The 12941-nt window shown below is 53.6% G+C and carries 12 protein-coding genes; 9 read left to right on the top strand and 3 right to left on the bottom strand.

Features of this window, described 5'->3' with window-relative positions; translation table 11 throughout:
- The first annotated feature begins 77 nt into the window (after positions 1-77).
- The 8 genes from H3V04_RS03645 to H3V04_RS03610 all read left to right on the top strand — a co-directional run bounded on the left by H3V04_RS03645 (position 78) and on the right by H3V04_RS03610 (position 5733).
- Entirely contained in the window at positions 78-983 is a 906-nt protein-coding gene (locus H3V04_RS03645; protein ID WP_198187224.1) for an SGNH/GDSL hydrolase family protein, read from the top strand.
- A gap of 54 nt (positions 984-1037) precedes the next feature.
- Positions 1038-1385 (top strand): hypothetical protein, encoded by a 348-nt coding sequence (locus tag H3V04_RS03640; RefSeq protein WP_198187223.1) that lies wholly within the window; start codon positions 1038-1040, stop codon positions 1383-1385.
- Positions 1369-1521 (top strand): hypothetical protein, encoded by a 153-nt coding sequence (locus H3V04_RS03635; protein ID WP_198187222.1) that lies wholly within the window; start codon positions 1369-1371, stop codon positions 1519-1521. The genes H3V04_RS03640 and H3V04_RS03635 overlap by 17 nt, the downstream gene beginning before the upstream one ends.
- 62 nt (positions 1522-1583) lie before the next feature.
- Positions 1584-2408 carry a peptidoglycan-binding domain-containing protein gene (locus tag H3V04_RS03630; protein ID WP_198187221.1) on the top strand — a complete coding sequence of 275 codons (825 nt, stop codon included), beginning with the start codon at positions 1584-1586 and terminating at the stop codon, positions 2406-2408.
- Positions 2409-2420: 12 nt separating this feature from the next.
- Positions 2421-2654, top strand: coding sequence for a hypothetical protein (locus tag H3V04_RS03625; protein ID WP_198187220.1), 234 nt, complete (start codon positions 2421-2423; stop codon positions 2652-2654).
- 80 nt (positions 2655-2734) lie between these two features.
- Positions 2735-3415, top strand: coding sequence for an NlpC/P60 family protein (locus H3V04_RS03620; RefSeq protein ID WP_198187219.1), 681 nt, complete (start codon positions 2735-2737; stop codon positions 3413-3415).
- Positions 3416-3603: 188 nt separating this feature from the next.
- Complete coding sequence (locus tag H3V04_RS03615; RefSeq protein ID WP_198187218.1) at positions 3604-5301, top strand: BspA family leucine-rich repeat surface protein; 1698 nt, start codon at positions 3604-3606, stop codon at positions 5299-5301.
- Positions 5302-5349: 48 nt separating this feature from the next.
- Positions 5350-5733 carry a hypothetical protein gene (locus tag H3V04_RS03610; protein WP_198187217.1) on the top strand — a complete coding sequence of 128 codons (384 nt, stop codon included), beginning with the start codon at positions 5350-5352 and terminating at the stop codon, positions 5731-5733.
- Positions 5734-5736: 3 nt separating this feature from the next.
- On the opposite strand, the gene H3V04_RS03605 is transcribed toward H3V04_RS03610, so the two are convergent.
- Complete coding sequence (locus H3V04_RS03605; RefSeq protein ID WP_198187216.1) at positions 5737-7230, bottom strand: tyrosine-type recombinase/integrase; 1494 nt, start codon at positions 7228-7230, stop codon at positions 5737-5739.
- Positions 7231-8589: 1359 nt separating this feature from the next.
- On the opposite strand from H3V04_RS03605, the gene H3V04_RS03600 reads away from it, so the two are divergent.
- A complete protein-coding gene (locus tag H3V04_RS03600; protein ID WP_232342445.1) occupies positions 8590-9861 on the top strand; it encodes a PolC-type DNA polymerase III in 1272 nt (423 codons plus the stop codon).
- Between the two features lie 104 nt (positions 9862-9965).
- On the opposite strand, the gene H3V04_RS10530 is transcribed toward H3V04_RS03600, so the two are convergent.
- Both H3V04_RS10530 and H3V04_RS03590 read right to left on the bottom strand, forming a co-directional pair.
- The gene (locus H3V04_RS10530) at positions 9966-11282 is read right to left on the bottom strand and encodes a hypothetical protein (RefSeq protein WP_198187215.1); all 1317 of its coding nucleotides are present in this window, start codon (positions 11280-11282) and stop codon (positions 9966-9968) included.
- Between the two features lie 4 nt (positions 11283-11286).
- The gene (locus H3V04_RS03590) at positions 11287-12042 is read right to left on the bottom strand and encodes a DUF6602 domain-containing protein (protein ID WP_198187214.1); all 756 of its coding nucleotides are present in this window, start codon (positions 12040-12042) and stop codon (positions 11287-11289) included.
- Between the last annotated feature and the right edge of the window lie 899 nt (positions 12043-12941).

The raw sequence follows: 12941 nt of genomic DNA, 5'->3' as shown, positions 1-12941 counted from the left end.
ACGCGGCCCTGGCGGGTCTGATAGGAAAGAAGGGGTCGAGGACGCAGGACGCGCTCCAGGCCTGGCATGGGGGGCTGGTGACGCCCCGGACGATCCTGGTGGGTGTGGGCGACTCGTACATGGCGGGCTTCCGCACCTCCGCCCCGTCGACCATGAGCATGACGCGCCGTTGCGCGGACATGCTCGGCTTGGAGTGCCGCAACTACGCGGTATCCGGCAGTGGCATGCTGGGTGGTTCCGGCGACCGGTTCGGCAAGCAGTTGGACACGGCGGCAGCGGACCTGAAAGACAGCCTGGACCGGGTGGCGGTGGTGCTGATCGGCGGCGGACGCAACGACGGCGGCGTTTCGGGCCAGTCCTCCTACCAGGAGACGGTTCGGGCGACCCTGCAGCATGCGGTGGACCTGTTCCCCGGCGCGAAGGTGGTGTTCGTGCCTGCCATGTGGGATTCGTCCTGGCCGAGCATCGACCTGCGTCACGTGTACGACCGGTCGATGCGGGCCGCGGTGCAGGTGCCGCAGGTGCAGACGGTGCGTGGGGCCTGGTCGTGGGGGATCGCGGACCCGGGCTATGTGGACATCCACCCGGGTGACGCCCTGGCGGACACGTTCGGCAGGCTGATGGCTTCGGCGATCCTGCATGGCGGGGACACCATGTGGCGCGACCGTGAGCTGCATTTGACAGCGGGAGCGGACAACGTGACCAACTATATGGGGACGGCGGTGCTGACCGGCGGCATGCTGCATGCCAGGATCAGAGCGCAGCGTCCCAGGCTCAACGGAGCGAACCTGCTGTTCACCCTGGACAACGCGTCGAAGCTGGGCATCTGGACGACTTTCATGGGCATGACCGACGACTGCATCGTCTGGCAGGGCCAGTTCGACGGGCGGACCTTCATCCGGGTGGGAGACATTTTCGGCGTCTCCAACGACAACAGGATCTACAACGCGCAATTCTCCTACAATCCGCTGATCACCGTGTGAGTGTGGGCATCATGGCCGTCTGCGTACTTTGACAGGTAAGGAGCTCAAGCATTCATGTCCGAGCTTATGCAGACCCTCCTGGAGGCGGTGATCCCCATGCTGCTGACCGGGATCGGCGGGGCCTGCGGCTGGCTGCTGAAAAGCCACCGCAGGGAGGAGGCGCGCGACCAGGCGATGGAGGCGGGGCTGCGCACGCTCCTGCGGGCCGAGCTTTTGGAGATCCATACCAGGCATGTGGTGCATCACGAGCCGATCAGCGTGTCCATCCAGGATGAGGCCGACCGCGTCTACCGCGCCTACCACCGGCTGGGGGGCAACGGGACCGGGACCATGATGCACGAGCAGATCATGGCGCTCATGGCGTATGTGGATCAGGGGGGTGGTGATGAGGATGCGTCGTAGGGTGCTTGCAGTGCTGGCGGCCTTGGCGCTGGTGATGGTCGCGGCCGTGTCGGTGGCTGCCGTCCTGTATGTGTTGGGTCGCGTGTTGTCGGCCCTGCTGGGCTTCTGTCTTTTCATCTGGAGCATCACCGTGTAGCGGTGGTCCAATCCAATCAAAGCCGTTCCGATCGGGGCGGCTTTTCTCATTAAGGAGGATCAATGGCATATCAGGATATCACCCAATACAATGCGGCCTGTTTCACGCAGGGCAGGCCGTATGGGATCGCGTCCATCACGATTCACTGGTGGGGCGATCCGGGCACTCATCCCACGTTCGAGGGGGTGGTGGACACCTTTGTGACGGGGGCGCGCCGCACGTCGGCGCATTATGTGGCGGAGGCGGGCCGTGTGGCCTGCCTGGTGGACCCGGACGACCGGGCCTGGGCGTGCGGGGACGGGATCGGCTGCCGGTCGGGCGGCAATGATTGCTCCATCAGCATCGAATGCAATCCGCGTCAGAGCGACGACGACTATCAGACGGTCGCGGAGCTGGTCAGTAATCTGCGCGCGGTCTACGGCGATCTGCCCCTCTACCCGCACAAGCACTGGTTCAACACGGCATGCCCGGGTACGTACGACCTGGCGCGCATCGACCGTTTGGCGCGCGCCCTGCCTGCGGGCAAGCCTGGGCTGGCTCCGGATTCTGTTGTGCCTCGGATTGCGGTGGACGGCTCCTGCGGGCCGGCGACGGTCAGAAGGTGGCAGCAGGTTATGGGCACCCGGGTGGACGGGGTGGTTTCCGGCCAGGTGAAGCCTGACGGGCTCGCTTATGCCTGGCCGAGCCTTGTCTCCTGCACGTATGGGGGGTATGGGAGCCAGCTGGTCCGTGCGGTGCAGGCCAGGCTGGGGCTGGCCCGGGACGGGCTGCTCGGGCCTGCCACCATTCGCGCCATTCAGGCGCATCTGGGGGTGGCGCAGGACGGCAGTTTCGGCCCTGCGACCGTCAGGGCCCTCCAGGCCCGGCTCAACCAAGGAATCTTCTGAAAGGAGGGGACCATGACAGGCGATCCTATGCCGGAGCATGCGTCGGGCCAATCCGGCTATACGCCGGTCTTTTCTGACGCGGTGCGCACGGCCGTCTATGTGCTTGGCCTTCTTGCCTCGGTGGTGGGGCTGGGTTTCATGTGCTTCGGCCGCCCCGGGATCGGCGGGTTCATCAGTACGGCTGCGGGAGCCGTCACAGCCGGGTTCGGCGTCGCCTACAACCCCGTACGACTGGCAGACAAGTAGATCAGGATTTCCCCGGCCAGGGTGGCCGGGGCAAGCAATGAGAGGAGTTCATATGGATCAATGGAATGGAGGTGACCTGCATGGCGAGCGTGGCGAAGCTGATTGAGCGCATGCGCTACTGGTGTGCGGAAGCCAACATGGGCTACTCGCAGTCCGACCGCTGGAATTTCAACCCGGCGGGCGGCAACTGCGACTGCAGCTCCCTGGTGATCCATTGCCTGCAGGAGGCCGGGTTCGACACGGGGGGTGCCTCCTATACAGGCAACCTGAGCGCGAACCTGACCGCCCGCGGCTGGGCAAGGGTCGGCAACAACGGGAACCCGCAGCCGGGTGACATCCTGCTCAACGACGCGGACCATGTGGCCGTCTACCTGGGCGGTGGCAAACTGGCCCAGGCGTCGCACAGCGAGAACAATTCAACGGTCGGCGCACCCGGCGACCAGACCGGCGGCGAGACCAACATTCGCAACTACTACAACTTCCCGTGGAACTGCTACCTGCGGTGGACGGGAGCAAACGACACAAACAATGAACAAGGAGACGATATCGTGTACGCATTCGCTTATGCATCAGACAACTTCGGTGGCATGAAATTCTTCGACGGAACTCGCATTCACCCATTGACGCATCCCGACGAGCTGAAGATCATCCAGCATACTTTCAAGCAGGCGACAGGCAAGGATCTGCCAGTGCTGAAAATCGGCGAAAAGGGAGCCCCCTGGAATGTCCGATTCGAAGATGCCATTCACCGAGCAGGCTGATTACCTGCTTCTAAGACGCCCCTGTTCCGGGAGACCGGGATGGGGGCGTTTTTCTTGTTTTTGGTGTGCTGTTTTTGCTCGGCTGGCTTGTGGTGGTATTGTGAAGACAGGGGATGGGGGTTGGCCTGTGTTGTTTGCGGGCCTGCGTCTATGAGGAAGTGGATATGTCTGGTATTCGAAGGGGATTGTTGACAAGGCTCCCGGCTCTTGTTGTGGGTGCTGTGGCTTGTGTGGGGATGCTGGCGGCGTTGGGTCCGGTGACGCCGGCTCGTGCGGATGGGGGCGGCGGCTCGTTGCCGCCTGCGGCTGCCCGTGCTGTCCGTGAGGCCAGGGCGAGGAAGGATCCGGCCCGGCTGGCTGCGGCTGCGAAGGCGGCCAGGCCGGTGGTGGAGCCTGTGGCGCCGGCGGCTGCTCGGTCGGCGGAGCCTGACGGGCTGGTGGCGTCGGGCGTGTGGGGGTCCAGCCCCTGGGAGTACCGGGTGGAGAATGGTCAACGGGTGCTGATCCTGCACGCCGGAACCATAGGTCAGAATGACCCCGACGAGGGGCCCTCCGCGCATCAGGTTGCTGATGTGCTGCCGGACAAGGGGTCGGGCCTGTCCGTGATCCGCATCGACCCTGGCGTGGCGGCCGCATATGGTGACCACCTGTTCGCTGGGCTTCCCTCGCTGTTGCGGATCGAGGGCGGCGGCAACCTTGATGTCAGCAAGGTCACGTCGACGTATCGGATGTTCGAGGATGACGTGGCTTTGCAGAGCGTCGACGTGGGCGACTGGGACATGAGCAACGTGGTTAACGCGGCAGCGATGTTCAAGAACTGCCGGTCGCTCAGAAGCCTGGACGTGGGCAACTGGAATACGAGCAAAGTCTTTCAGACGGGATGGGGCGGTGAAGACGAGTCTGACCGTGGCATCGGCCAGTACAACGAGGCTGACCATCAAACGCAGGGGATGTTCGAGAACGATTCGATGCTGACCTTCCTGGACGTCGGCCGGTGGGATATGGGAAACTTATATGACGCGGCCGGGATGTTCAAGGGGGACACCTCGTTAGATTTTGTGGATGTCAGCGGTTGGAACGTGCAGAACCTCAACTACACCTCCCATATGTTCGAGAACGATACCATGCTGCAGGACGTGGACCCGAGCGCCTGGCATCCGTGCAACTATGAACTGCTGGGGATGGCCTACATGTTCAAGGGTGACACAAAGCTGAAATCGATCACCTTCAACCGCATTCCCGGTCAGACCGCCCTCGACTCCCTGGTGTACATGTTCGCCGATGACCCCTCGCTGGTGAGCGTGGACATGAACCACAGTGCCTTTCCTGCTGTGAAGTATGTCGGGCACATGTTCGCCAATGATCCCGCCCTGGTATCGGTGAATATGAGCCATATCAGCATTGGGGAACTCTTGCGTGCGGATTACATGTTCGCGGGGGATAGATCCCTGACCGACGTCAATTTCCGTGGTGCTTGCATAAGTCCGGCATTCAATCCAGCTGGGGATTATTATGAGACGACGTTTGAGCATATGTTCGACGGGGTTTCATCCCTGTCCTATCTTGACCTTTCGGCATTAATCAGGTCCTACATGGTGGATACTTCCCCTACATATGTTCGTTCTAAGGACATGTTCGCGGGGGCGACGTCGCTTCATACGCTGGTGCTGCCGCGTGATGCCTACCACTGGATGGCGAATTCCGGCCTGCCGGATGTGCCGGCTGCGGGCAGCCGTGTGCCGGAATCGTCGCAGGTTGTGGCTTCCTCCCGGTGGGTGGCATTGAACGGGTCCGCGAAGGGTTCGATGTACACTTCGCAGCAGCTGATGGACATGGGCCTGCGCCCCGAGGCGACGGTCTACCAGTGGGATATGAGGGATGCCTGATTCCTGGATCCCCTGTGATCACCCCCCTGGGGGGCGAATGAGCGGTTCTTGGGGGTTGGGGCCGGCCGTGGTGCGGGTGTGATTGGTGTGCGCGTGCTCCGGCAGCCGTGGGACACGGTGGCGGGGGGATCCCTCCTGGAGGCGCGCAGGCCTCTGTCATCCGAAGGCATGTGCATTCCCGATGATGCCAGCCAGATGCCCGACAACCACCCCGGCTATGTGCCGGCCCTTGAGGACCGCCGCGAGCGCCTCACCATTTTCCTGCACCAGCGGCTCGACCAGATCATCGACCAGGAGCAGCAGCCAGGCATCAGCCCGCAGGAGAGGAAGCGGCTCGCAGGTCTCCACCAGCAGATCAGGACCGACATGGCCGCTATCCGTTATGGAGCCACAGAGAAAACCGTCAGAGACCTGGAGCGCAGATATAGGTAGGAGCTACTTTCCGCTCCATCCGATCTGCTCCAGGCCGAGGCTCTCATCCAGCGTCTCCATCGCCTTCAGCCGCTCGGCATCATCCGCATGCCGGTAGTGCTCCACCATCGCGTCCGAGGAGTGGCCGACAATCTCCTTGATGAGTTGGGCATCCACTCCCATGGATGCGAGTAGGGTGACCACGCTGTGCCTGGTCTCGTGCCCCGAATGGGTCTCGGGATGGGGTATGTGGGCCATCTCCATAAGTTGTCTGAAATCGGCCATGTCCTCTTTGGGCTGGATCATGCTCCCGTCAGCGTGGTGGAAAAGCAGGTCAAATGGGTTGGGCTGTCTCTTCGTGGCATCAAGGTGTTGCTTGAGTACCTGGGCGAGGATGGGGATGATAGGGACCCTGCGGCCTGTCAGACTCTTTGGATGGGTGAGGCACCACCTGCCCTGGAGGTGGATCATGTCGAATCCTTCTGGGATGCGCCAGACGGCATCCGGGCAGTAGGCTGCTTTCTTCTTGCCGCACGGCCATCCGCCACGGGTCTCCTTCCCGCACCCATGGTCCTTCTGCACTTCTTCCAGTTTCCAGTTGACGGAGTATTCCCCTACGTAGGCCTTGGCTTTGACGGGTACCTGCTCGGTGGTCTTCACTTTGCCTTTCCTTATCTGCCCGTCAGCGTCGGTGTACTCGCATTCCTTCTCGACCTCGCGGCTTTCGTAGGTGACGGTCTCGGATGTGTGCAGCCGCAGGTCGGGGATGCGAGCCCCGATGATCTCCCCCTGGCGCATGCCAGTGAGGAGCCGGAACCACATGCGTACACCTGTGGCCTTGTCCTCCATGCCTGCCGCGGCTCGGAGCATGGCCTCCATCTCGGGGACGCTGAACGCGGTGCGCTCCTGCGCCAGGGCGCTGTAATTGGCGTCCTTGCTTTGGGGGATGGGCACTCCCTGCGCCGGGTTGGTGGGGATCATCCTGTCTCGTCGTGCATCCTCGAAAATCGAGTGGAGCGTAGAGCGTATCTGCCTTTTCAGGCTGATGCCCGCACTGCCAGTGACTTTGCCCTTCCTGTCGTACGACTTGGCGGTGCCCAAGATGTGGCTGATCGAGGATGGGGTGAAAGCGGAGATGGGACGGTCCAGGTAATCCGTAAGGTGGTTGTGGACGATGTTGGTGTACATGCGGTAGCTCTTGGGGTCCACGATCTGCTTCTTCTTCGAAAGGAAGAGCTCCGAATAGTCGCCCAGTGACGTCCTGCGGTCCACGTCGATGCCGCCGTTCTCCTGGAGCTCCTTGCGCCATGCCCTCACTTTGGCGGTGACAGCCCCTGCGCTGTCCCCGGTGAAGGTCCTCTTCCTCGGCCTGCCGTCCGGATAGTAGCCGACGTAGATCTGCTGCTTCCACCGCTGCCTGCTCTTGATGACGGGGTTGCCGTCCTTGTCGTGGCTCTTCCACTTGGCTTCGTACCGGAAGGGTCTGCCGGCCCCGTTCGCTCTCTGCCGCTTCGGCATCCATACCCCCAGAGATTTTTGTGTGACATTTGTGTGACATAGAACTGCATATCAGTAGCATGTCAGTAGCCTATTAGTTGTACCACAATCGTTGGTATTCCGCCATTCTCGGAAGTCACATCATTGGTACTTATTCAGTATACCGCTGACTACGGATCAGCAGGTTGCAGGTTCGAATCCTGTCTGGCGCACCACACGGAAGCCCTACAGCCACAATGGTTGCGGGGCTTTTTAGTAACTGTGGACGAGCAGGTAAAGCTCGAGTTTAGGATGATATTTGCGTGATGAGGGTAGTCGTGAAAAGGGCAACGCGAAGCGGGGATGATTTATTAGTATTGTTTATGATGAAGCGCTGTAATGTTCGCTTACTGATCTAGGCTAAGAGATCAGTTAAATAAGCACTTATGGGACCATCGTTGTTAGGGGACATTCGATAATCGGATTCCCGTCAGACTCTGATTGGCTTGTAATGCTCTTTATGTTGTTTTTCAGGCAAGCTTTGCGGGTGTCCGATTTCTATGGCCCAATATGGCCCAATGAAGTTCGTCTGACTCCAGTATTTCGCTCAATACGCTACCAGCGACGTACTGCTCAGGTCATCTATCGAGATGGGCATGATATCTATGAAGTTTTCGCGGGAGTGGTTGAACTTCGATCATTTGAACTTCATTCTCTAGCATTGCTGTTTATGTGTTTCTTTTACTCTTTGGATATGTTTTCAGTGTTTTGAGATGATTCTTGTTTCTTGTCGAGCGGCATTCGCTTTTCTCTCCTCATTTTGTAGGTATTATGAGCAGGTGTGATTGCCAGTTTGGCTTTTAGGGTGCAGGCAGATCTTTCATGCCATGCGTTTGCTTTCTATAACTTGAAGAAGAGAATCTGATGCGTGCGATCTGTATAAGAACCTTAAAGTTACCTGATTGCAGTCTTGTCCAACTTTCAACATGTCGTTGCGTAGGATGTGGATCATGCCAAGCTTTCGCGGGTCGGGTAGTCTGTTGAATTCAGTGTGCACAAAGGAGCCACCTGATGGCTAGAAGAGGCGGAAGCTTATTAGTTTTTGCGTACAGTGGTTTACACAAAACAGAAAATCGCCCGCATAACTGGACATATCTGAGAGCTACTCGCGGTAAACGCCAGCAACCTCTCAAAAGGTAACCAGCAATTACGGCATCCCTCTTCCCGAATTGATACAGTTAGCTTCTCCACGTATCTTGACTATTCCAACAGGTGTTCTAATAGTGGGAAAAGGTAGTATCTTATCGATACAATTCTCTGAGATGATGGAAACGCTTAACACAGAAAGTAGGGGAAGGGATCCATCCAGCTAAGTTAGCACTTCTGAGTAGCCTATGATATATGAAGAATGGCAGGGGCATGTTTTGGAGAGTTATCGCTGGGATCATTGTCATCTTTCTATTTTTGGCATATCCCGCGGTTTCATTAGTGCTAATTGTGGTCTTCTTGATTTTAGCTTGTCTCGGCTCTAGTCAAACAAGCAAAAACCATGCCAATGGTGGCAGAGTTGAGGAGAGAGCTAACCGGTCAACTCCGACTTATCAGAAAACCATGCTGCCAGATGACTACGTGGTTATAGATACAGAAACTACAGGTCTTGACTCAGCTACTGATAGGATAATTGAAATTGGTGCAGTAAGGGTAAGAAGCAGACAAGTCGTAGATCGTTTTTCTGTCCTGGTTAATCCTGCAAGAGCACTTGCGCCGTACATTATTGCTTTAACGGGAATTACTGATGAAATGCTCGCGTCTCAGTATGATATTTCGAGAGTTCTGCCCAATTTTTTTAGGTGGTTAGGCAACGATCCGGTTGTTGGACACAATATAAAGTTTGATATCAGTTTCCTGTCTGCCGAAGCTAAACGTGTCGGAGTGCACTATTATGTAGCAACCTATTTTGATACTATGCAGATTAGTCGATCATTGTTCCCCGCTGAGCGATATCATCGCTTAGAAGATTTGATTCGAAGATTTGGAATAGCAGACGTAGAAGAGCATCGCGCTTTGTCTGATGCCCTGCAAACATATCAATGCTTAGAATGGATGAGAGTTTATGCAAGCAGTAAATCTGCTGGATTGCCTGCCCAGCAATCAGACGGTCAAATATATGGGGTAAGGCAAGATCTCTCTCGTAAGAGAGCAAGAAAACAATATATGGAAAGCCATGACTGTTTTCCATGTAATGTGAGGCCGGAGGGTAAGCTTATAGCCAGGATCGAAGAGTGCGAGGGGGTGGATGTCAGCAGGCGAGGTGATCACCAAGAGCTTTTTGCGAGTTTTGGACAGGACGCTTGGATGTGGGTTGTGGTCACCAGGAGTTACGTAGACAAGGGTAAGTATGTCGGATGTCCGACTATCGAAGTTTGGCTTGATGGAGAATCAGCTGGATACTTAACTCCACTTCAAGCGTCGCGCCATTATTTGCATGTCCCTGAAAAAGGAGTTGTGACTCAGGCTCATATCAGACAAGATAAGGTTTCAGGACGATATTGGATGCGAGTTGAGTTACCTCCGGCGCATCAACAGATTGATCTGTATCCATATTCGAGATTATCTGACGAGGTTGATAGCGTGGCATCTACTTTTCCACCCTACCCACCTTGTCAATCGTAATTGAAAGGCAACAGTCCTTCATTTATTTTGTGGCTAAATCTCTCGATGCAGTTGTTTTCATTCTTGGTTCCCTCTGAAAATTGTTGTTTCATTTAGTTGGTTTGTTATTCTACGTTGATGAAGAAAGGTTCGCTATATGCAGTGCATTGCGCATTTTTTATTATGAAACATTGAACATAATGTTTGCCCGTGTATGCGGTTGTTTCATAGCGTGTATTATTGCCCTTTCCCATATTGTTCGACTCTTCAAATTCGCCCCTTAAACATTTAGCTGCCCTAGCTTCATCTCCTGTATTAACTATTTGCCATTTAATTGATTGTTTAGCGTGGGGTGCGTATGCGGCGCGGTAATCGATAGAGGTCCCTTTGGGAAGCAGTTTTCCGTCGTTTTGATATCGTTCGTGAACGCCCTCAGGATAAGTTACCTCTGCGATTATTCTGATTGAAGGTTTTGGTGGCATAGGCCATTTTGGTTTTTTGCGCTGTGGAACGGTGAGATATGCACGGTGGCTTTCATTTTTTGCTTTTCTGGCACTTGAGTCTGTGGGGTTTTCACTTGGGAAAGCATCGCCCATTATAGCTTTCCATGTTTTATTTGTGAGGCCGCACGTGTTCAATTTTTGTATGTCTAGATATAGGCAGTCTACAAAACCTTTTAAGTCGCTAAGTTCGTAACCTTCAAGTAGATTATTGTCGGGCACCGATGGGTCTTGCACTGCAGGGATTAAGCCATTAGTAATCTTGTCTTGATATGAATCCAGGATATTGGTGAAAGTCTCGATGAGGAGGCTTTCATAAGGCAAAGAGGTGTCCCCAATATTGTCTGCTATAATCTTTTCAAGAGTTATTCCTTTGGGGTACCTTCTTTGGTCTGGACAGTTTTCTTGTCTCCACCATTTAATGAGCTTTACGAGAGGTACAAATTTATTATTGTGTTCTGCATTAAATTTACTACACCATTCCTTATGCCCAATTGGATCAGTGTATTGCCAATAAGAATCATTTGTTGAACCTATAAGAAATTTACCTGATGAATTTTTAACAAGAGGGACGATATCTATGCTGAATTTTGACATTATGACTCGAATCGAGTGTGTCTGAATTCTGATATTGTCATATTTTCCCGAGCTGCTAAGGGCATTTTTTAATTCATCGAACAGAGTGATGGGTGTTTCCGAGCTGCTATGGTTTGTGACAATGTCGATGTCTACATCACGTTTATGATCTTCAGAAGTCGGACGTATACTTGTATGCTTCGCATAGGATCCCGAAAGAAACGAATAGGTGTAGACATCTTTGTAAGTTTTGTTGCTTTTTAAAAAGTCGCGCATGGCACTATGGAGCCTTGCAATCTCGTCGACCGTAGATTTTGATGGTTCAATATCATGTAGGAATTGTTTAAAGTATTTGTCTAGAGTCACTTTGCTATTCTTCTTTTTTGTTGAATTTTAAGGTTTTGAGTGTCGCATTGGCGTACTGCCTAATGTCCACGCCTCCAATCGTTCCAATTTTATACAATTCATCTAATATGATGAAAAAGAATGCTAAAAGAGCTTCGTCTGCATTTTTTGTACACTTAAATGAACTGGATGATGGCTGCTGGTCGACACAGTAGAACGAATACTTGTTCGCTGCGCAGCCAAGATTAATATATTTGAGTGTATCACAATATTTTCTCACTTTGCTACTTGAAATTGCATCCGCAGCTAAGATCCCGCCCAAAATGGGTGTTAGGCCTCTAGGTTCCTTTTTTTCTCCAGCAACAATGACACCCCGAGATGTCCTTTGCAGTCGCTGCACGGAAGCGATTTTTTTATCTGTATATTCTAATGTGGCTTTTGTAATTTTTGATTTTGAATCAAAAACGGCATATACGCTTTCTGCAGTAACGTACTTTTCTCCAGATGTTGTACCGAATATCAAGGGAGTATATAAGGAATCATAAATAATAATATCTATTTGCTCGCTAATATTCCCTTTTGAGTCAAATACAAATCCTTTATCAATGGCGTATTTGTTAGGCAAAAAACTACGGAAAAAATCAATCCATGCACCCTCGCAGTTGTCACCTTTGGTTACTGGGTGATTCAAAATAAGATTTAGAGATGAGCGGAGTACGGTTTGCTTAGCGTACATCAAGTTATCGATACTTGTCTGCTGTTTTTTGTTCTTGCTTTTCATCGGTGCCTTTCTGTTCAGTGGACCATTAAATTGGTTGTTCTATGCCGATTGGTGTTATGCAGTCGAATGGGTATAAGTTCATTTTAAACAAAGTCAGTACTCGATTTGTTGGTTGTCTTAATCACACCGGAGTAGATCGCACAGCCAGTTCCTCTTAATTCCGTGTTAGTTGGTGGTTTGGAACTTAGTTATGTTGTACAAGTGGTTGGGTAGAAGTTGGGGTTGTTATAGTCCGGTAGAGACGGATGGTGTCTTTGGCGAAGTCATTCGTATCGATAGAGCCTTGAGAAATAATGTGACAATTGACCTGGGGCATATATAATTGTGCATTTAATTTATTTATTTGTCTGAAGTCGTTAAATCATTTGAAAATAACCCGTGGTGAACCTTGATATACGAGTATGCCTCCGCTTTGGGTCTTTTGCCGGAAAGCATGAGATGGACTTATCCTGACTGTATCCATCCGGAGCTTCTCTTTCAAATGATGGACTCCTGTTGGCGATCGGATAGATTGCCTTAGTCAATATGATGACTGCCGGCACCAATACAATGACCTTTACGTGACCTTGCTTATGGATAGTTTTCGGCGATAATCAAACAGCGCGAAGGAAGGCGTTTTGTCTTCATCGCAGTGAACGAGGACTTCAACCCTGTGTCTGTGTCGGCCTCGGAGATGCACAGCCCTGATCAGGTGAAGTTCATCAGAGCTGTCAGAAAGTGCTATGGCAGATTTAGTTGCTGTCTGAGCACATTTCGACTCAATGCTGATCTATCAGCTTCTTAGCTTGGACTGGTTAGTACATTACCGCATCACTCGGCAACATGCACCATCTATTGCGAGTCTTTGTTGCGGGTTAGGGAGGGTGTTATATCAGAGATCTTCTTGTCATTGGAACAGA

The organism is Bifidobacterium sp. M0353 (assembly GCF_016100645.1).
In the GTDB taxonomy this organism is placed as follows: Bacteria; Actinomycetota; Actinomycetes; order Actinomycetales; family Bifidobacteriaceae; genus Bombiscardovia; species Bombiscardovia choladohabitans.
This window is presented reverse-complemented; position numbering and strand designations above follow the sequence as displayed.